The sequence below is a fragment of the Heliomicrobium modesticaldum Ice1 genome, from assembly GCF_000019165.1.
Taxonomy (GTDB): Bacteria; Bacillota; Desulfitobacteriia; order Heliobacteriales; family Heliobacteriaceae; genus Heliomicrobium; species Heliomicrobium modesticaldum.
Window position 1 is genome coordinate 586211 of record NC_010337.2, and the last position, 20431, is coordinate 606641.

The window sequence follows — 20431 nt, forward strand, 5'->3', positions numbered from 1 at the left end:
AAAAGTTTCCGATGATTGGGAATACGGGCTTGGGGCTTTTTGTATAGCAATTCAACAAGTTTTATTCAACCCGGCGCCGAGGGCGACGAGCCGGAATGCGGCCTTGGCGGCGGCGGAAAGAAAGGACTCCGCCCGGGCCATCGCCGTCGTCACGTCGACGGGAAGACGGGTGCAGGATACGAGGACGGAAAAGGCCGATTCCAATTCCCCATGGTCGTCGATGCCGCCGGAGATGACGATGACCGGTTTGCCATGCTCCTCGGCGATCTTCGCCACGCCGTAAGGGACCTTACCGTAGGCCGTCTGCCGGTCCGTCTTGCCCTCTCCCGTCACCACCAGATCAGCGGCGGCTACCTTGGCCTCCAGCCCGGTGATCTCGCTGACCAGGCTGAAACCGCGCTCCAGCCGGGCGTCGAGAAAGGCCATCAAGCCGGCACCCAGGCCGCCGGCGGCGCCGGCGCCCGGTTTTTCGGCCGTCTGACGGCCCAGGTCTCTTTCGACAACCGTCGCCAGAAGGCGCAGATTGGCATCTAACAGTTCCACCATCTCCGGCGTGGCGCCTTTTTGGGGACCGAAGACGGCCGAGGCGCCGGTGGGACCGCAGAGGGGGTTAGTGACATCACAGGCGGCGACGACGGTCACCTCCCCGGAAGCGATGGCCGGATGAAGTCCTGTCATGTCGATCCGCTGCAAGCGCGCCAAACCAGCGCCACCGCGCGGGATGCCCTTCCCTTCCGCATCGAGCAGCCTCACGCCCAGCGCCTCGGCCATGCCGGCACCGCCGTCATTGGTGGCCGAACCGCCGATGCCGATATAGACGGTGTGGCATCCGGCGTCGATGGCAGCGGCGATCAACTCGCCGGTGCCGAAGGTGGTCGTGTTCCGGGGATCCCGCTTATCCCGTGGGACGAGATGCAGTCCCGAGGCGGCTGCCATCTCGATGACGGCACTTTTTCCATCCTTGAGAATGCCGTAGTGGGCGCTCACCGGTTCCCCCAGGGGTCCCGTCACCTCTCGCTCGACAATACGACCGCCGGCCCCCTTGACCATGGCCTCGACGAACCCCTCGCCGCCGTCGGCCAGGGGAACGAGATCGACCACCGCCGACGGCCAGACCGCCCGGGCTGCCCGATCGATGATCTCGGCCACCTCCAGCGCCGAGAGGGACTCTTTGTACGAATCCGGTGCGACAACGATGCGCATGCTATCCCCTCACTTCATCTCTTGCTGCATGGGCGAGCCGTCCAGCAGCGGGGCCCTGGTCTTTGTTTGGACTCCATTTCTGTTCCCTGTTCTCTGGTCCGTTGGGGCGGTCTCCCGGGCGTCAGCGTGCCTTCCTTTGCTCCTTCCGGATGGCCTCCATCAACAACTGGGAAAATCCTTTTGGTTTTCCCTTGGTCGTTGGGAGGACCTCTTTTGCCCGTCCCCTCTCTTTTTGGGGAAAGTACTGTGGAGAGAAAACGGGGACGACGCGGATGCCATCCATGGCCATCTCTCCCTTCGGGTACCCCTACCCAAGTCCCTCACCGTTACTATCGTCTTCCCTTGGAACCAGGTTTAGCCGTTCACACATAAAATTTGTCATTATTTTCACGTTTTTTCTCTTTGGCTGCGCCGGCATCGCCGGCGGATTTTTTACGGCCCCCATACAGTCGCTGCATACCATTGCCGATCATTTGTTCTTGTGATTTTATGCTCAAACTTGTATAATATGCCCGTATGTCAAAAGCCAACGCGAAAGGGAGGACCTATCAAATGAACAAATGGATGCGCATCGGCTGCACTGCAGCGCTCGCCGCAGGCCTGCTCGTCAGTCTCGCTGGATGCGGCGGCAATGCCCCCGCCACGACTGCGACGGCCAAGAAGAAAATCGTCGTCGGCACAGAAGCCACCTACCGCCCCTTTGAATGGAAAGACGAACAAGGCGAAATCATCGGCTTCGACGTCGACCTGGCGAGGGAGATCGGCAAGGAGATCGGCGTCGAGGTAGAGATCAAAAATACGCCCTTCGACAACCTGATCGCCGAGCTGCAAAACCAGAGCATCGACATGATCGCCTCGGCGATGACGATCACGGAAAAGCGCAAAGAGAGCATCGGCTTCTCCAAGCCTTATTACGATTCCGTCCAGGCCATCATTGTCAAGGAAGGTTCTCCCATCAAGACCCTCGCCGATCTGAAAGATAAAAACGTGGGCGTCCAAAACGGCACGACCGGCATGGGCGTGGCTGAAAAACTGTTGGGTGAGCGCAGCACCAGGATCAAGCGCTTTGAAACCTTACCTGACGCGCTGAACACCCTGCGGATCGACGGACTTGACGCCGTCATCGCCGACAAGCCGGTGGCCCAGAACTATCTGGTCAACAACCCTGATGCAAAACTCCTCATCCTTGAAGACACCAGCCTGGAAAAGGAACAGTTCGGCTTCGCCGTCCGCAAGGGCGACAGGGAACTGCAGCAACAGATCAACGACGCCCTGGACAAGCTCGAAAAGAACGGCAAGATCAAAGAACTGTCCCTCAAGTACTTCGGCGCGAAGTAACGCCGTTCGGGCGAATACCTGGCTCACATCAGGCGCAGCGCATCATCGCTGCGCCTTTTTGACGTGATTTAGGCAAGCATTATCCCATGTAAAGTCGCCGCTAAAGAACATCTTGTACATATCCTATTCGAAGGCACAAAAAGGTCTCTACCATATGAGGGCTTATTGTTTCACCGTTTGGGTCGAAAGTATCGTCCATATCTCCTGGTGGAATTGAATGAATGTAGAGGTGTCGACGTGAATCCTTTTTGTTCTTTACAATTTATTTTTTATAAAGAACATTGATTTTTTGTTTTAGAAAAGGTAAATTTGATATATAATATACCAGAACATCAGAAAACGAATCTAAAGGATGGGAGCGTACATGCGTCAATTTAATGAGTTTTCCCCCCATGATAAGGCGTTGCTGCAACTGGACGCCGATTATCAACGTTACCGCCAGTCCGTTGAGTTCGCCTTCCAACTGGCCCAAGACCTGGTTAACCGCGCCCTTGAGCCGGTTATGAACGAGCTGACCGCTCTTCGTCAGGCCTTGGAAGAGCTCAAAGCCACCGTCAAGGAAGAGAGCGAGCGCCAAGCCAGCGCCGCCTCAGCGACCCCTGAGGCGGCTACCGAAGCCGTAGAAACCATCAGTGGACTGGTCGGCGAAACGCCCCGCCGCGGCCGCCGCCGCAGAGCGGCCGGGCCGGTCGCCGTGAAACCGCCCCGCATCCGCTGGGGCAACAGCGAAGACGAGATCAAGGCGACGATCTTCGAACAACTCCGCCTCCTGGAAGAGCGGGGCAAGGAGATCACCGTCACCAACATCAAAGAAGAAGTCCCCAGCATGATGCGCTTCCTCTATGGCAAGGACGCCATGTTCCAGGGGATCAGCGCGCTCTTTGAAGAGTACCAGCGCAGGAAGAGCGCCAGCGAGCTACCCGTCCAGACTGCCGCCGAAGCCGACGACGCCACGGTTCCGGAAGGCGGCGTGATGGACGAGTTGGTGGAAGCGGAAGACCTGGCTGTGGAGCAGGGCGCCGCGGAGTGAGTTGGCGCTTAGGGGTTACGGGTTCTGAATACGGTTTACGTACATGACATAAGACATAAAAGAGGCGCCGCCCATGCGTTAGGTTTGGGCGTCGCTTCTTTTATTTCCCTTATCGCACTACATTCGTATACGAATTATAAAAGTTTTTTACCGAAAAAAAAAAGACCGTACGATTGTTCACTCGACAAATCACAAGATGGTCAAAAAATACGCGGATTATGCGAACAACTCACCCCCGCGCGCGGGGAACATTTCTTCTGCGCCCGACCGAAGATGGTATTCCCCGGTTCACCACCGCGTGCGCGGGGAGCATACTAGAAAAACCTAATAATTACGGGGCTTCCGCCAAGAAAACACCTTCCAAGTCTACGATACGATACCGGCTCTTTCCGTTGGTTTTCACCGCAAAACCTTGTTCCGTATTCGTTGTGTAAATGAGTGTCGCCCCACCTCCCGCTGGAACACAGATGCGTTCCCAGAGTTTTTCTCGCACCACCGCAGAAATGCGACCAACAAAAACGCCTGATTTGACTTCCACGAGCCACCGGGATAATTCACCTCGGGCAGAAGAGGAGACACGTTCCATAAGAATAACGACCATTCCCCTCTTAATCCCCTTTCTCATTCATCAGAATAGTTCTTCCCGCCAGATACGATGCCATCCTGATCGTCCCAGATGCCTCCCGGCTTATCGTCGGATCCATCGTACCCTTCTATCACCTCAGGCAGATTGATCCCCGAAAACAGCATCGATAAATCTTTGGCAACCCGCTCCAATAACCGTTTGTCATGAAATTGTTGACGACACGCCAACCGAACTTCCCTCTCGATGTTTGCGACATCGTTTTTGCCGGCCACGGTGAATGCCACCGGTATTGTGGTGTCCGTTTTGTATATATCCGCCACGTCGTATACGAAAGACAACTGCTTTCCGGTGTGAATAAATCCAACCGCCGGAGAGTATCCCATCGATACGATAGCCGCATGGCAAACACCGTAGAGGCACGCATTAGCTGCTGACAGCGCGCGATTGACGGGATCGGCGCTATTCCAATTTCCCCGGTCATAATTCCTGCCGGTCCATACGACACCATGTTCCTTGGCTAACCTGGCGTATATCTGCCGGACGCGACCGCCTTCCATTCCGCGAATCTGCCGCAACGTCATCTCCGGCGAGACAGGTTCCCGGAACCTTAACTCGTACATTCTGCGAACGACCGCCATGCGAGTATCTGGATTACTCCATAATGACACTTGACGAAGCAGATTTGATGAACTGCGAGTTTCACCCATCCCTTGACCATATACCCGCAGCCCTCCCTCACCCACCCAAAGGACGCTACATCCACAGTCAGCAAGCGTACGCATGGCGGCATGGGAGACTTTTGTCCCTGGCCCCAACATCAACACACTTAAAGACGCGCATGGAACCTGGACTTTTCCATCTTCCCGCCATAAGGCTATCGCTTTCGCCTCTTGCTCCACCACGGCATGCTCAACATAGAGGTAACTGATGCTGTCCGTCAGCCTGGGAAGTTCATGTAGATCGCGCATGCTTATCTCCGTTCCAGCAACATCATCATTCCGCAGCCATAACTTTTCGCGGGACCAATTCCCTCGATAAGAGCCGTTCGAAACCGTTCATCATCAGTCACCTGCAACAAGCCGTAATAATCCACATGGATAACCTGCCCCTTTCCACCCTTACCTAAAAGCAGGGATTGAGAAGCTCCGATACGGATGCTGGGGGCGCCGGTATGGTCTACAAGCGTTTGAAAGCCGTATTTCTCTCCCTGGCGCATAAGCCATTCCGCCTGTGCCTCTTGACCGACAAGGAATATTCGTTTGCTATTACGTTTCGGTTCTCCACTTTGCCGCTCTTCTTTGCTGGTGCCGCCTCGTTTGAGTGTTGGATTTGCGCGCAGGCGAAACCGGAAGACTTGTCCCTGTTGGATGGAATCAAATAGCGGTGCTATATTCTTTACCGCTGCCGGGCGAGTTAAATATCCGGACGGAAGCTGTTCCCAGGTTGGCGGAAGCCGTGACTGGGCCAAGAGCGTAACGTCTCTTTCTCCAGATGTGTCCAACCAGTAGAGAACGCCATAATGACTGCGGGCGGATTCTGTTCCCGATTGAACTTCAGGAAAAGCCCGAAGAAGCGTCCGATGCATCTCGTGCCCACGGGCGATGTCTTTTCGCACCTGGGAGTGTCGGATGTTCAATAACAACTTACTTAGATACATCCGGATCCCTCCTCCGGTCAAGGTCAACCCAGCCGACGCTGACACGCCGCCGTCCGTACATGCGGGCGCCGTTGATCCGCAGTACATCTTGCCGCCATTCCCTTCCGCCCTCGTCCTCCATGACATAGCGGAGTCTGATCGGACCTGCCGCAGGCGCGCTTGACCAAGGGATGGATCTCATTGCTTCAAGAACATCCCTAAAATCACCCTCGTAAAAGCTGTCAAACAACGGACGGGCAGGGGGACAACTTTTCCGACCGAGAAAAACCGGCCAAACGGGATCGTTTAGCGCCTTTTTGCATTGGTGCAGCGCACCCTGCTCCCCCGTCAACAGCGCCAGAAAAGATGCCTCTTGCAAGTACACGCGCCGGGAAACAACTGTATACATATCATTGCCGCTTTTCTTCTGTTTCCCTTCGGCCATAAGGAGATATCCTTGCACCGTATGAAAGTCGATTAACGGCGTTCCCGGCTTATCAATACGAACCGTCAACCGAAGGGCGGCATCCAGTGACTCCAGACGCTTGTCGTTTCGGGACCAGCCCAACGCGCAGCCCAACAAGCCGATGATTCCCGACTTGGTGGGTTCTAGCGCGCTGTCGCGGTAATCCCAACGGGAGCGGCTGCCCCAGGATTGCAAGGGGCCTTCCAGGCGAAGTGCCAGAATGGGTATCCCCATTCTCATTCCTCCCCTTGCTGCAACGCCGCCGTCAGTTCTTCCACCAACGCAGGAAAAGTGGATACCTGATCTGTTGTCATTTTCGGAGACTCGCATCCCATCAACAACAACCATCTCCGGTTTGGAGTTAGGCCGAAGCACTTTTCCGTCTCTTTCACATGATCAAGAAATGCGTTTACGCTGGCCTGCACCAAATCCATTTCCCCCCGAGCCGTAACCGGTTTGACGAAAGCGTTGGCGTAGCTGACAGGAATTTTTCGCTTTTTTACTTCCACCAGTACTGCCGAGGGCAGTTGCCGCGCCGCAAAGGAATTCTGTTTGCCGTCAGGTGAACAAAACACAAGCGATTCAATAAAGGCTTTTACGATATGCGCTGCATCCCTGGCAAGGTCCTGCCGTTCTTCAGCGGTGAGTTTTTTCAAGCGATCCGGACCGGCCAGATTGCGTTTCAACTCATCCATATCCACATTGAAGTACTTGTAATAGCAACAGGAATTGAACTCGGTGTCTCCGATCATGTCGGCGCCGCTATCACCGTCCCCCATTAAATCGTCAACAGCCGTAAAGTAATCAAACTCGCTGTCCACGCGGTGGGTAGAGATCGCATGTCCGACCTGAACCGATGCCTCCACATCGTTAAAGGCGGTAGAGGTGGTCATCCTGCCGAAAAGAGCCACATCCACCGTTACAGGACGCCAACCAACCAGTTCCGGGTCTTTTTGCAGTTCCTGCGCTTTGATCGCTTTCGCCTGCTTTACCGTCTTGTCCTTCAAATGGCGGAACAAACAGCGTGCGATGACGCTCACATCTTCCTGAGTAAGAAAAATCGCCTGCGCTGTGATCTCATCGTCCCGCTCTTTCCCGTCTTTATTGCCTAAGCCGCTCGCCTTCCGAGCGCCGATTTTGGCCAGTTCCTCACTCAGGCCTAAGCGCATCAGTTCTTCTTTGACGAGAAAAGGCAGTTTGCGCGTGCGCATCCCCAACCGGCTCTCACCAATGCTGTCTTGAAACAGCGGCGAACAGCGAATTGTGCGCTTCTGGCACTGACTGGAGATGCGACCCCGACGCACGCCGCCAAACATACAGTCTTTCGGGCTTCCGCTCTCATCCCGGTTCAGATTAGCCGGCGCATGGTTCTGCAGCACATGAATCTCTACCAACATCAGTTGTCCCCTCCGTCGTTTTCTTGTTCTTCTCCCGTACCATTAGATTTTGAGCCGAAAAATTCCCTGGCCCAGCGCTTTTGCACAATCCGACTCTTCCAGTGCCAAATTCGCAAGTCTGTCAGCAGTCCCGCCCAGTCAATGGGCACACGATTATCCACGAGACGCTTTACCACCTGAGGCAACCGATAAAACAACTCTTCCTGTGACGCATCCAACAATTTTGTGACCTTGCGCTGCCAACCATTGGCCCCATCCGCTTCAAACCCGTCTTTGCCTAGAAAATCGAGGAGAGAGCGGGCAAAAGACCGTTCCTCGGCCTCTTTTTCGGAGCGGTCAAGACAGCAAAGGCAGGCGATGAGAAACCAAATGTCCTCCTCCCATTCAGGGATGCTTCTCGGACACAGGCGGTAGAACAGCGGCAACGCGCCCCGTGATTCGGACAGCCGGCAGCCTGCGTTTCGTTTGAGCAAGGCCCGCTCCCCCGGCGTCAAGCTCTTAACACGTTGAATGAAGTCTTCCGCTTTATTTCGGATCGCGTCTCCCCGGTTTGCATCATTCATGACTGATGATCACCGTCCTTTCTTTGCCGCATCTTCATCCTTCGAGGGAGACTTTACGCCGATGAACCTCAATGAACGTCGCAGGTACTGTTCCGCCTGAATCTGACGGCGCATCGCCTCCGCGTCCGATACGTTTTCTTTCGTCGCTTCGGTAAAATAATCACTGGCTTTATTTCTGATCTCTTTTGTCCATGCTTCCATAAGGGTCTCTAGGTGCTTGTCAGGGTCCTCTTCTTTCGCCGTCCCTGCCAGAACGCTTAGAAAAGCCAGATAAGGCGCCTCCAGACTTAGCCAGTAGGCATCCTCAACACGCTGTCCCCATTCACCCGGCCAGATTTTTTGTTCCTTTTTTCCTTTTTTCTGTTTGATTTGAACACACATGTTGACGGCCTTGCGAAGCGCCCACGCCGCTTTTTCCGCATTGTTCATCGCCTGAAGCGCGAATTCTTCTCCGTTGGGGACTTGCTCTAAGCCGGCGGGCAACTGCAATTCCTCATAGCGCCAATCCAGGTACTTCATATTGCCATCCGTTTGAAGCCCATATACCTCGATGGTGGTCGTTTGTTGTTCACATTCTAAGTAGATCGATGCTTGATTCAAGATGGGCGCTCGTTCATAACTGTTCTTCTCTTGAACGCCTTTACCGGCGCCGTCGATCAGCGCCAGCGGTCCTACATCCCGCCAAGTCTGTCGACCCCAGCGAGGTCTTACGAAACTCCGCCCTTTGTCGGTATTCACGACAGCGACATTGGGATCTCTCCACGTGTCCACTCTCGCCTGAAACCCGGCTTCGAACACCATCTGCCGGACTCCCCATTGACAACTCCTGCCGCTGTATGTGCATTGGAACGGTCCCATTTCGGGAATCAAAGTGACACGACGCGGCTGCCATGTGAGCCCTTCCAAGAGCCTCGCCTCTGACCTTGTTTCCCCTCGTGAGGGACGCCGGTCTCGCCAGGCGGGAATGCCTCGATCTTGATCGGTAATCCAGTAATTCAGCAGCAGTGTTTCGAAGAGGTTATCTCCCTTTCTCCACACGTAATAAGGAGGGTTGCCGTTGATACTGGGAGAGAGTCCCTGCCCGCCGGCCGTAGTGAAGGGCGAAAGTGTGGTCATTATTCGGGCGCAAACGTCCGGCGCGAGGACATATTCGTCCTGAAGCCGGTGGTGAAAATGGATGACATTCGTTCCCGTCGGCAATTGGTGAAACAGTTCGGCAACTGACTTTCGTTTTACCTTTTCTTGTTCCCGAGGCGGAACCTGTAAAAAGGGCCGCTCCGCATCAAACAGGTCAAAATAGACACCGTATTTTTCCCAGTAGGCGTTCAGTTTCGTTTCGTCAAACTGCCCTTCTTCCATCAGTTCGAGTCGACCCCGTTGACCTTTTAGCGGGAAAATATCGATTATAAGGGCCTGTAAAAAGCGATACAAACCAAACTGGATCAAGGGTGATTCATCAATGACTTCGCTCCATTCATGGGCTTTGGCAAGCACATCCCGCAAGTGAACGACGCAAATCCGTCCCTTCACATCCCGGACCGTCACCCATGGTTCTGTCAGTAAATCAAAGGCTGGTTGCATTGGGTTCCTCCTTCCCTAACCGAAATCCCAGTTCATCGTCGTACTCAATGCGGATTACATTTCCCCCTTTGCTTGTCCCCTCCCAAAATGAAGGAGAGCCTGGATGCATTGGCATCACACTCCACTGGCGATATGGCTTCAATGCTGGGAGTTCGCACCCGCTCAACCATTTTTCTGGCAATGACACATGATACTTCATCCAATGATGCAATTGTTCGTGAGAAACGAGGCCTTGTCCCACCCGTTCCCATTCGTCCTTCGGCACCGCCAGCACGCTGCGCGTTTCACTACCTATTCGCGTGACCGCATGCAGGTGACTGGAAACCTCTCCTTCGGAGACTTCTTCATTGACTGCAAAAATGGGCGTAACGGCCAACTCACTTTTCAACGGTTTTGGATATAGCGACTCCCGCGCTCGTTGCTGCTGTTCCACTTGATTTTTTCGATACTCCTCCCGGACCGACGCTAACGAGTAGAGCCATTCGTCCGGCACGTTTGCGATTTCATCATCATAAACGGATTCAATAAGGGGACGGAAATCTTGGGGTAACTGGAATTGGTTTCGTTTTTGCAAGACAGCCAGGGTTTTCAGCAGCACAAGTGGTTCGTACACTGCCCCTGTCTTTCCCCAATAGAATCGTTCCGCTATTTCAGGCGCAAAGATGGAAACATTTGCTTTGCTCTCGGCGTGATTCAACCGTCTTGGTCGTTCGTGCCGCCAGAGACGACCGATGCGCTGGAGCAACAAATCGATGGGGGCCAGTTCCGTGAACAGCACATCAAAGTCGATGTCCAGCGATTGCTCGACTACCTGAGTGGCCACCAAAACAGCCCGTTTCGGCCGACGTGCGGGATCCTGCAAACTGCCTTTATCCAACCAACGGAGAACCTTGTCCTCAATTGCTTTGCGCCGTCCCGCAGTGAAACGGGCGTGGTACAGCAGCAACTCAACATCACTCGGCAAGCGACCTTTTCTATGTAGTTTTTTTAGTTTTCGGAAAACTTGTTGCGCCATATACACGGTGTTGACTACCACGCCAGCACAACCACTATCATGTGCGTCTGCCCAGTCCAAAACGGCGTTGACGATCGCTTCAGCGTTTTCTAACGCGCCGGGAAGCATTCGCAGGTTGTACTCCTGATTTGGCCGCGAGGGTAAGACAGGAAATTCGCAAGTCTTGGCGTCAACGGCTACGGTGACCAACGGATACTGTTGATTCACTGCACCTTCTATGACATCCCCGCCATATGCCTCAAGCAGTTGTTTACGCCGCTTAACTGGGAGCGTCGCCGATAAAAGAACAACGGGAATGCTCAGATGTCCGCACCAGGCAAGCAATTGATCAATGATGGTGTTCATATAGGTGTCATAGGCGTGGACTTCGTCGATCAACAGTCCCTTCCCCGCAAGTCCCAACAACCGCAGGCAGCCGAACTTCACGCGCATGGCGGCCAGCATCGCCTGATCCACCGTGCCCACCCCGTAAGGGGCCAATAGCGCCCGCTTTTTCGGACGGAACCAGTCTTCGCGCTCGTCTTCCTCCCAATATTGTTTTTGCAAATCCAACAACCAAGCCATCCCGTGAACGAGTCGCAACCCTTTCTCGGTTCCTTGATTGGAGAGCAACTCTTGCACCCGAGAATACATCTGATTGGCCGTCGCCGCAGTCGGCAGCGCCACATACATACCATCCCCACCGCTGCCAGCGACCCAACAGTTTAATAGATAGATGCCAGCCTCAGACTTCCCTTCTCCCATCGGGGCTTCGATGATCGCCAACCCTCCGGTTTTCTCACTGCGGGCAATTTGTTCACATAGGGCTTGCAGCGGCCTCAGGGACGGCAAGTGGAGATGTCTCCAAAAGCGGAGAAAGGAGTCCTCTTCTGTCATCTCTGCGTTTATTGGTTTTTTGCCGCTTAAACCTACTTGGTCAAGGAATTGCAACGCTAGGACTTCGAAGTTCTTCTGCTTGGCCTGGTGCCAATCAGGAATATCCCCTCCAAAAAACGCTTCGGAAGACGCTATCCAATCAGCCAGCACGGTGATTCCAGACAGCAACATGCCAAAGGTACTGTGATCGGGGAAATCTTGTTGCTTCCAAATATCCATTTGAAAAAAACGAAGCAACTCTTCCACTACCTGTAATCTCAGTTGTTTCCAAAGTTCATTTATACTCGCACTACCGTCGTCAACCCGCTTGCAAGGGACAACAAATGAACCATGGTGTCCCTGTAACGCCAGACCCACTGTTCCGGAGCTAAAACGCCCCCATCCCTTCGATCTCAGCCATTGTTCCAGCCAAAGGCGTGTATAAGCCTCATGGCGAATGTCGACGCGCGAGGCATGTGGGAGAAGCTCTCGTTCAATCCAATCCTGGACAACGGGCAGCCCTATGCCTTTTACCTGAAATTGCGCATGACACTTTCCAATATCATGCATAGCAGCGAGAAAAGCAGTGCGAATAATCGCTTCTTCTTTCGTCCAACCGGAAGCACGTTGCAGTTTGTCGACCAGACCGGAAAATGGGCTACGTGAGTCTGTCTAAAAACCCCCTCAAGAGAGGGCAAAAAGCAAGACGTTTTTATATGGAAATTGGTGGAATTTAAAGGGAATTCGACTCTTCGCGTCGAAGGATATAGGTACAAAGACTGTTTATAGCGAGGCGATGTACCTTGTTTCGATTCGATGTGGACCCCCAAGTTAGCTTTTACGACTTTGCAGCCCTCTGGGACCAACTTGTGCCTGCCGATTCCGTCTTTCGCCTGTTTCGTGAATTGGCGCCCCTATTAATACAACCGGAGGATTTTACAGGTCTCTATTGCCTTGACAACGGACGTCCCAGTCATGCGGCCCGGCAGATGACGATGGCCTGCATGTTACAGGAAATGCTGGGCGAAACAGACCGGGGGATGGAAGCACAGACACGTGTGAACATCGAGGTCAAGTTTGCGTTAGGAATGGCCCTCGATGAACCGGGCATTGATCACGCCAATTTTGGCGTCCACCGGCAACGGCTCATCCAAAAGGAACTTGATAAGGTCTATCTCGATCGCTTTATCCGGTTGATGTACTACCTGGGCGTTTTGACAGGGAAAGAACCTTGGATAACGGACACGACCCATGTCATAGCTCCCATCAGTGCCCCCACGACCATCGAACTGATCCGCCAAGCCATGCGCCTGTTGGTGCGTCTTTTGGCGAAGCAATACAGTGTTCCATGGCATGCAATCCCCCATGCCCCTCGGGCGGTACGTTACCTGGAAACAGTGACGGAAGTGAAAGAGCATAACCTGGACGATAAGGCCAAAATGGAACGGCTTGTTGAAGTGGTCAGCGAGGCTGACGAACTGCTGGCCTACGTGGAGTCATCGGAGGCTTCGTGGAAGAAGAAGCCCGATGTCATTCATTACGCCCTTTTGCTTTGCCGTATCCTCCGTGAACGAATCATTCGGAAAGATGATGGAACTCTTGAGATAGCCCCCGGCGGTTCTGTCAAAGATATGATAGTTTCGGCTGTAGACAGCGAAGCCCGTTTCGGTTGTAAGGGCAAGACGAAATGGCGCGGGTATAAGATGGCCATCGTCGAAGTCGGAAATTCCGGATTTATCGCCGCCGCCGAGGCCATGAAAGCCAACGACTATGACGGCTCCAGTCTGGTGCCGTTAGCGGATCAGCTTCCCACCGATTGTGTAGAAAACCCGACGATCATTGGAGATACCCACTATGGTGCGGGCGATGACCGTGTCACCCTCAAGGAAAAAGGCATTGACGTAGTGGCGCCACTTTCACCAAAGACAAAATGTGATATCCTCGCGGGCGAGGGATTTCAAGTTTCCGAAGACCAAACACAACTGATCTGCCCGAGAGGAAAAGTCATCACCACCTATTCGGAAGTGGCAGATGGGAAGAACTTCGTGCTTCGCGCCAAGGACCATGATTGCAAGCACTGCCCTCGTTACACGACCTGTTTTAAAGAAAAGAAACATCGGCGCACGATTTTTATTCACAACGCCTATGGTGTCATGCTCGAGGCGGCAAAGCACTCCCAAACGAAAATCTATAAGGAACAGATGCGTCTTCGCAGCCGCATCGAAGCCAAGCAAAATGAACTGGTCAACCGTTACGGACTGCGCCGGGTTCGCCGTATCGGAAAACGAAATCTGGCTTATGCCGCCCGGCTCAGCGCGTTAGCGGCGAACTTTCAAAAACTCAACCGTCTACGAAATGATAAGAATGCAACCATGGTGTTGGAGGTGAGTGCCTTACGCGGTGTTGCTTTCAAAAAAGCCGCATAAGGTGCAAGGGGGAGATCTGCCCTTTTTGAGGAAAATCCTCAAAAAGGGCCGGTGAGACCGATAAAAAGACTCTAGTTTTTTGCTGTTTGTATTAAAAAATCATGCTTTTGCAAGGGCTGGCTAGGGAATTTGCTTATTTTCTAGACGGCCTCTACGTGTCAATAGACATCGAACCGTGCATCCGACGGCAGCCATATGGACCAACAGGGGTTGAAAAGGATCTGACTTAGCCCAAATTTTATGTAACATCAGAACCTCCCCAAGTGTTTTCTCGTTTTATTGATTTATTGAATTCGTGTAGCGCTGCTACTATAGCATTTTGTACTTTATTGCTATACCCCACCCAGAACCTACGCAATCGAAATAGCACCAAGCAAATGAGCGACCTCTTACGGTTAACCGATTTAATGGCGATACCAATTCTCTCTTTAAATGTTTAAATTATCCAGTCGACAGTTGCATTTATCCTACGCAAGTTTATGGAAAAAAACACCTTGTTTATACCAGTGCTTCGATAGGCAATCCCACCCTTTCACCCTTGGTCAGCTAGGCAGTAGATAAGCCCCACTCCCAGACCCAACGATATAGATGTAAAGATACCCACCTCGTCGCTTCGCGCATCTCATCAATGAGATATCGAAGCGGCACATCTCGATGACGAGAGGCAGGGAGGTGGTGAAAGAAAAACAATCGCTTAAGATTAAAAGCCAGCACTTGAAATCCGATCATCGCTTTGATCGCCACCGAATCGTGCACGAAGCAGTGGTCCAAGGCGTTGAACGTCTTAAGGTTGCGAAATCCAATATTCTCAATATCCCAACGAGCGGCGGCAATTTGTGCGATCGTCTGGGTATCCGCTTTTTCGGATGAGCATGTGGTTGCTATCCAGCGCTCCACCACATCAGTGACAAAGACTTCTTTGTTTGCTTCGATGACTGTCTTGTTGGTATGACGAATGATTTTTACGATTCGCATGGGCACGCGAACTTGCGGCCATTGTGCCAATCCCTCTTCGTCCCAAGCTTGAACGTAAACGGTATTCCCTTTTCCATCTCTTTCTTCCCAAGTGGAGTCCGGAAGCCGGTTCGCAAAGCAGGCATTTGCCTCTTTCATTATCCGTCGACGTTCTTCTTTCATGCGAACAACTACATGAGCGCCTGCATCCAGAGCGGCATGAATGACGGGTGCTTTGGCAAACAGCGCGTCTAACGTGTATACATCCGTTATTTTTCCATAGGTCTCGGCCATACGTCGGATCAATCGTTGGGCGACGGTGGTTTCTCCTTCATCCTTGTCCACCCCATCCTGAGGCTTTCGCATTTCCCAGTCATAAATCAGGTTCGCGTTGCCGCCAACCTGTTGAGCGACTACGACCGCATGATAATAGTCGGTGGTTTTGTCGCGGTGTTCGCGCGTAAGGCATTCGGGACAACGATAGGCCTTGGTGTGGAATAACTCCACGCCATCGATGGCAGTCACTCGCCAACCATTGATGCTTTCCTTCTGCGGGCCGCGTTGCTCCTTATATCGCTGGATCACACAGTTATGCTGCTTTCGTTGCTCTTTTAGATCCCATTTCATCAAGGCTTGTCGCACCGTATCATGTGATGGCAATCGAATGTTTTTGGGAACCAATTGACGGAATACCCCGGTTTTTTGCCAACGGTCCATCTGCTCCATACTTTCCATACAGAAAAAGGCGCCAAAAAAAGCGACGGTAAAAATGGCTGGGGCTTTGATACGGGGTTGTTTGCGACCATCCTTTGCTTGACGGACCATCTGCGAAAAGCCATATACCTTTGAGGCGTACTGCGTAAAATGTTGAATTAGTCGGCCCGCTTTTTTTCCACCAGGTGTTCTACAAAAAATTTTCTGGACTTCTTCGAGTGGCTGTGCTACGCTTTGCACTGAGGATTCCCCCTTTGTTCAGTGTTTTGCTTTGCAACCACTCACTTCGACAAAGGTAACGGGAATCCTTTAAAATTTTCTGGAAATTAATCTAATTACATCCATTTTCCCGTGGGAATTGTCGCGTTTTCATGACAATTCTCCAACAGCGCCTCAGACAGGGGATTAGCAGACTTTTTTATTAAAGATGCGTGGGTTCTGTACCCCACCTTTCTTTCTAATGAGACTGGCTCAGATTGATTGCGGGAATGAAAAAGATTATATCCAGACACGGTTGGCCATGGCCATCAGATTCGGTACACCCCCGCACACGCGGGGAACATCCAATAAGGGAAGACGGGGGTTTCTCGCTGCCTTACGGTACACCCCCGCGCACGCGGGGAACATGGGAATGGGGTGACCTGTCTGCCGCCCAGTATGTCCGGTACACCCCCGCGCACGCGGGGAACATCTCAAAGTGCCCACCGTATCGTTCCGCTTCAGGCGGTACACCCCCGCGCACGCGGGGAACATGTTTGAGGAGGTTGTCGAGGTCAAGTGCAAATCGGTACACCCCCGCGCACGCGGGGAACATTACTGCTCCACCTCGGGCGTCAATCCTTGCGCTTCCGGTACACCCCCGCGCACGCGGGGAACATATAAATGGGCCTCATGAAGGATCGTTTAACCTCGGTACACCCCCGCGCACGCGGGGAACATGGCAGTCCACTAACCACAGAGCATTCTGTCTTTACGGTACACCCCCGCGCACGCGGGGAACATTCCCGTCCAAACTTTCGGTCGAATCCTACTTGCGGTACACCCCCGCGCACGCGGGGAACATGTTGCCGTTGAGAACAAGGTTGGCGAGGGCTTCCGGTACACCCCCGCGCACGCGGGGAACATGGACCCTTCCCTTCCGTCTCCTTGCCCTCCAGCGGTACACCCCCGCGCACGCGGGGAACATGCCGGGCCGGTGAATCGGCCGTTGCTGGATGTCGGTACACCCCCGCGCACGCGGGGAACATGCGAACAACCGGGCTGAGGCGGGGTTTGAAGTCTACGGTACACCCCAGCGCACGCGGGGAACATCCGAAAGTCCCAAAATCTACAACATCGACCTTCGGTACACCCCCGCGCACGCGGGGAACATTTCAAAGGGTAAATGGGCCGGCAAGCCACTACTCCGGTACACCCCCGCGCACGCGGGGAACATGATTATCCCGACAACCGTTCCGCCGGTTCCCGAGCGGTACACCCCCGCGCACGCGGGGAACATGCTGCTTTCCTTCCCCGGCCGCTAGCTTTGCGACGGTACACCCCCGCGCACGCGGGGAACATGGTACGAGACTTGTTCTCGACCTTCGACGAGGACGGTACACCCCCGCGCACGCGGGGAACATACTAGAAAAACCTAATAATGACGCGACTTCCTCTCGAAAATCCCCTTTCAGGTATCGGACTACCGCCTCACTATGTTGTTATAAAGTTCTTGATTTTCTCCCAAATCTATTCGTTAAAGGCTGATAATTTCCTCCAATTTTTACACAAAACAAAACCATCGACTCTCACGTCGATGGCAAATCCTCAAGAGCTTCTAACCCTTTTCCCCCGATTACAAATACTTCCTCTGCACCTTCTCCCCACTGTAACTGAACTGAATCCGCTTCCCATCCACCACCGTTTCCAGATAGACCGTCCTGCCCCAGAGCGTAAACAGGTAGGGCAGCGTCTTCTCCAGGTAGGGGATGTCCAGTTCCACCCCTTCATAGGCGTGGCGGATCAAGAGTTCGCCGGCACGGTTGTAGTCGCCGTCTTCCACAAACAGCATCGGCAAGCCGCCGTTGGTCATGCGGTTGACCAACTCGTTGCGGATGACTTCCCAGTTCTTTTCAATGATCTGCCACTGGTTGCCCACTTTTTTGTACAGGTACAGATCGGCCGAGTCGACCAGTTCCTTCGTCAGGTAGTTGCGGATGAAGGACTGGTCCGTGTCAACCTCCCGCACCTCGAAGATCCTGTCGCGGCCGTAGCGCTTCTCGATGTCCTCGAAGATCTTCAAGCCCAGGTGGTAGGGGTTGATGGCACTGCGCGACGGCTGGATGACCTGGGCGTGCATCTTGGCAAACTCCCAGGCGTCCTCCTCTTCCATCTCCATCTCCCGCATGATCCGCAGGTGCCAGTAGCTCGCCCAGCCTTCGTTCATGATCTTGGTGCGCATCTGGGGCCAGAAGTAGAGCATCTCCTCGCGCAGGATAGTCAAAATATCCCGCTGCCAATCATCGAGGAAGCGGCCGTGCTCCATGATGAACAGCAGAAGATCCTTTTCAGGTCGTTCGGGGATCTTCCGCTCCTCCCCGATGGTGCGCCCGTTGTCGGCCGGTTTTTTCGCCCCCGCCGTCTGCGCTGTCGCGCCCTTGCTCGACGAAACGGTTCGGCCGGAGCTGTTGCCGCTCCCGCCGCTGTTGGCACCCATGCCGCCCGAGCCGCCGCTTCCACCGAAACCGCTGCCCGAACCGCTCCCGGAGCTTCCTGAAGCCCTGCCGGAACCGCTCCCGGAGCCGCTCGCAACGCCACCGCCCCCGTCCAGGAGGTTATCAAGTGCAAAGAGATCCTCAAAAGGGCTGTCCGGCTGGACCTTGGGCTCTTTGGGCATGGCCTCTTTGATCGTATGGACATGGGGGTCGATGTGCTCCTGGATGGCCATGGCGGCGTCGAGGAAGGCCTCGACCTTTTCCCGCCCATAGCGGATCTCATATTCCCGGATCCGTTCCGCCGAGGAGGCCATCGACTCGACCATATGGCGGGACGTTCCCCTGAAGGCGGCGTTGTTTTTGAAAAAATCGCAGTGGGCCAGCACGTGGGCGGCAACAAGCTCGTTCTGGATGGGCGTGTTGCCCTCCAGCAGGAAGGCGTAGCAGGGCGACGCGTTGATCACCAGTTCATAAATGCGGGACAGGTTGTAGTCATAGGACATTTTCAGCCGATGAAAGCTCTTGCCGAATGACCAGTGGCTGAAGCGCGTCGGCATTCCGTAGGCGCCGAAAGTGTAGAGCACGTCAGCCGGCACGACCTCAAAGCGCATATCGTAAAAGTCGAGACCGAAGTTTTTGGCGATCTCGATCAACCTGGGAATGGACCGGCTGAGGCGGTCCAATTCCGATCTGATCTGTCCCTGTTCCACCGGCAATCCTCCCCTCCCCTAACCTCTCCTCACAGTCTATGGGGCGGGGATGCTTTTTTTTCCGGCAAAAAAACAAACCGCCACAAACCAGTATCGGAAAGGGTTACATCGGGACGGAACGTCCTCGCTATGGTCAAGGCGTCAAAGCCGTTGCGGGCGATGCCCACCTGGTATCCCGGGCGGGAAAGCAAGTCCGGCAGGAAAACCGGACCTGAACAGAGGAAAGGGCCCTTGAACGTCGACACAGAAGGGCAAACCCCGCTGGGGAAAAAGCCTGCGAAAACATGACGAAGGGGTCTGCACACATGGGCAAACCCCTTCTTGCCGGCCAGGCAGGCCGACCTTATGATGAGGACCAGCCAACCGACCTGCCGTCCTCCCTAGCCCCTCCCACCTTCATCGGAGAGAGACTCTGCAGCGCCTTGGCTGCTCCTCTTGGTTATATCATACACCCGGGAAAAGCCGCCGTCAACCCTCTTTGTGCGAACTTTCCCAAATATTTAAGGCCATCTGAAAGACGAGCGGGTGATCGTATTCTTCCAGCCTTCCCTTCCGGGCAAATTCGATCAACTTGGCGGACCAGGGAAAGCAAGCGATGACGCCGCCTTCTTCCGCCCAGGCCTCGTCGCCGTCAGAGAGGGGGAGCAGATTTTCGCAGTGCGGGCATTCGATCTCTCCCCCGTTTTCCACCACCCCGACGATAGGGACCCCTTTTTCCTTCAGCCAGGCGGCCGTCCGCCGCACGACGCGCCGGTCTAGTTCCCGGAGCGATGTGACCAGCAGCGCGCCGGTGACGGGCTTTCGTGGCCCGGCCCCATCGGGCTCCCCATCCGACTGAATGGAAAGGCCGGCAAAGGCGTCAACGACGGCCGCATGGACCTCGCCCAGTCCGGAGGGCATGTCGATGAGAACCACATCCCATTCCCCTTGGGCTGCTGAACCGATCCACTCGCCGAGGGTGTCGCGCCGGCGCGCCCCAGAATCGGCGAGCAGGGACTGTCCTTCATCGGGAAGCAGTCCCGCCGACCAGACCGCGATGCCCCGCCGAGTCACGGCGGGCATCCGGCGGTCCCCCTGACGGCGCAAGGGCGCTTTCAGGCCGAAGAGCGTCGGGATTGCCGAACCCGCCACATCTCCGTCGACGACAGCAACGGCCAAACCGGCCTTCGCCAAGCCGGCGGCCAGGAAGGCTGTCACCGTCGATTTGCCTGTCCCGCCTTTCCCGCTCATCACAGCGATGATGACCTCACATGTCATTGCCTTC

General features: G+C 54.3%; 15 protein-coding genes and 1 CRISPR repeat array. Of the genes, 3 read left to right on the top strand and 12 right to left on the bottom strand.

The genetic code is table 11. From position 1 onward, the window contains the following. Positions 1–51: 51 nt before the first annotated feature. Positions 52–1203: a glycerate kinase gene (locus HM1_RS02705; RefSeq protein WP_012281739.1), complete on the bottom strand. Its 1152-nt coding sequence runs from the start codon at positions 1201–1203 to the stop codon at positions 52–54. 552 nt (positions 1204–1755) lie between these two features. Here HM1_RS02705 and HM1_RS02710 point away from each other — a divergent pair. Together HM1_RS02710 and HM1_RS02715 are read left to right on the top strand one after the other, a co-directional pair. Continuing rightward, complete coding sequence (locus tag HM1_RS02710) at positions 1756–2541, top strand: basic amino acid ABC transporter substrate-binding protein (protein ID WP_041313166.1); 786 nt, start codon at positions 1756–1758, stop codon at positions 2539–2541. 364 nt (positions 2542–2905) lie between these two features. Continuing rightward, on the top strand, positions 2906–3571 hold the full coding sequence (locus HM1_RS02715) for a hypothetical protein (protein WP_012281745.1): 666 nt from the start codon (positions 2906–2908) through the stop codon (positions 3569–3571). A 331-nt stretch (positions 3572–3902) separates the two neighbouring features. Here the strand turns inward: HM1_RS02715 and cas2e are convergent, their stop codons facing one another. From cas2e to cas3, 8 genes are read right to left on the bottom strand one after another with little or no spacing between them, the layout of a single operon-like run. Then, the gene (cas2e, locus tag HM1_RS02720) at positions 3903–4172 is read right to left on the bottom strand and encodes a type I-E CRISPR-associated endoribonuclease Cas2e (protein ID WP_041313169.1); all 270 of its coding nucleotides are present in this window, start codon (positions 4170–4172) and stop codon (positions 3903–3905) included. Between the two features lie 20 nt (positions 4173–4192). Next, complete coding sequence (gene cas1e / locus HM1_RS02725; protein ID WP_012281746.1) at positions 4193–5125, bottom strand: type I-E CRISPR-associated endonuclease Cas1e; 933 nt, start codon at positions 5123–5125, stop codon at positions 4193–4195. Positions 5126–5127: 2 nt separating this feature from the next. After that, entirely contained in the window at positions 5128–5814 is a 687-nt protein-coding gene (cas6e, locus tag HM1_RS02730) for a type I-E CRISPR-associated protein Cas6/Cse3/CasE (protein WP_041313172.1), read from the bottom strand. Continuing rightward, positions 5801–6493 carry a type I-E CRISPR-associated protein Cas5/CasD gene (cas5e, locus tag HM1_RS02735; RefSeq protein WP_012281747.1) on the bottom strand — a complete coding sequence of 231 codons (693 nt, stop codon included), beginning with the start codon at positions 6491–6493 and terminating at the stop codon, positions 5801–5803. The genes cas6e and cas5e overlap by 14 nt, the downstream gene beginning before the upstream one ends. Before the next feature lie 2 nt (positions 6494–6495). Continuing rightward, positions 6496–7656, bottom strand: coding sequence for a type I-E CRISPR-associated protein Cas7/Cse4/CasC (cas7e, locus tag HM1_RS02740; protein WP_049754013.1), 1161 nt, complete (start codon positions 7654–7656; stop codon positions 6496–6498). Next, a complete protein-coding gene (gene casB, locus HM1_RS14355; protein ID WP_012281749.1) occupies positions 7656–8219 on the bottom strand; it encodes a type I-E CRISPR-associated protein Cse2/CasB in 564 nt (187 codons plus the stop codon). Before casB ends, cas7e begins: the two co-directional genes overlap by 1 nt. Positions 8220–8228: 9 nt before the next feature. Continuing rightward, entirely contained in the window at positions 8229–9800 is a 1572-nt protein-coding gene (casA, locus tag HM1_RS02750; RefSeq protein ID WP_012281750.1) for a type I-E CRISPR-associated protein Cse1/CasA, read from the bottom strand. Continuing rightward, positions 9784–12315, bottom strand: coding sequence for a CRISPR-associated helicase Cas3' (gene cas3, locus HM1_RS02755; protein ID WP_335324182.1), 2532 nt, complete (start codon positions 12313–12315; stop codon positions 9784–9786). Before cas3 ends, casA begins: the two co-directional genes overlap by 17 nt. A 158-nt stretch (positions 12316–12473) precedes the next feature. Between cas3 and HM1_RS02765 the strand changes: the two genes are divergently transcribed. Further along, entirely contained in the window at positions 12474–14096 is a 1623-nt protein-coding gene (locus HM1_RS02765) for an IS1182-like element ISHmo2 family transposase (RefSeq protein WP_012281187.1), read from the top strand. Between the two features lie 546 nt (positions 14097–14642). Here HM1_RS02765 and HM1_RS14995 read toward each other — a convergent pair. The 3 genes from HM1_RS14995 to HM1_RS02780 form a co-directional block, all read right to left on the bottom strand. Beyond that, positions 14643–16004 (bottom strand): transposase, encoded by a 1362-nt coding sequence (locus HM1_RS14995; protein WP_012281426.1) that lies wholly within the window; start codon positions 16002–16004, stop codon positions 14643–14645. Positions 16005–16298: 294 nt separating this feature from the next. Then, positions 16299–17386: a CRISPR direct-repeat array (repeat unit 29 nt; unit sequence CGGTACACCCCCGCGCACGCGGGGAACAT). 212 nt (positions 17387–17598) lie between these two features. After that, positions 17599–19167 carry a SpoVR family protein gene (locus HM1_RS02775; protein ID WP_236995035.1) on the bottom strand — a complete coding sequence of 523 codons (1569 nt, stop codon included), beginning with the start codon at positions 19165–19167 and terminating at the stop codon, positions 17599–17601. Between the two features lie 468 nt (positions 19168–19635). After that, complete coding sequence (locus tag HM1_RS02780; protein WP_012281755.1) at positions 19636–20424, bottom strand: P-loop NTPase; 789 nt, start codon at positions 20422–20424, stop codon at positions 19636–19638. Positions 20425–20431 lie beyond the last annotated feature (7 nt).

Excerpts from the sequence above, each read along its gene's own strand:
- cas6e (WP_041313172.1), bottom strand. The coding sequence starts at position 5,814 with ATGTATCTAAGTAAGTTGTTATTGAACATCCGACACTCCCAGGTGCGA.
- HM1_RS02710 (WP_041313166.1), top strand. The coding sequence starts at position 1,756 with ATGAACAAATGGATGCGCATCGGCTGCACTGCAGCGCTCGCCGCAGGC.
- cas7e (WP_049754013.1), bottom strand. The coding sequence starts at position 7,656 with ATGTTGGTAGAGATTCATGTGCTGCAGAACCATGCGCCGGCTAATCTG.
- HM1_RS02705 (WP_012281739.1), bottom strand. The coding sequence starts at position 1,203 with ATGCGCATCGTTGTCGCACCGGATTCGTACAAAGAGTCCCTCTCGGCG.
- cas5e (WP_012281747.1), bottom strand. The coding sequence starts at position 6,493 with ATGGGGATACCCATTCTGGCACTTCGCCTGGAAGGCCCCTTGCAATCC.
- HM1_RS02715 (WP_012281745.1), top strand. The coding sequence starts at position 2,906 with ATGCGTCAATTTAATGAGTTTTCCCCCCATGATAAGGCGTTGCTGCAA.
- HM1_RS02780 (WP_012281755.1), bottom strand. The coding sequence starts at position 20,424 with ATGACATGTGAGGTCATCATCGCTGTGATGAGCGGGAAAGGCGGGACA.
- cas1e (WP_012281746.1), bottom strand. The coding sequence starts at position 5,125 with ATGCGCGATCTACATGAACTTCCCAGGCTGACGGACAGCATCAGTTAC.
- cas2e (WP_041313169.1), bottom strand. The coding sequence starts at position 4,172 with ATGGTCGTTATTCTTATGGAACGTGTCTCCTCTTCTGCCCGAGGTGAA.
- casA (WP_012281750.1), bottom strand. The coding sequence starts at position 9,800 with ATGCAACCAGCCTTTGATTTACTGACAGAACCATGGGTGACGGTCCGG.
- casB (WP_012281749.1), bottom strand. The coding sequence starts at position 8,219 with ATGAATGATGCAAACCGGGGAGACGCGATCCGAAATAAAGCGGAAGAC.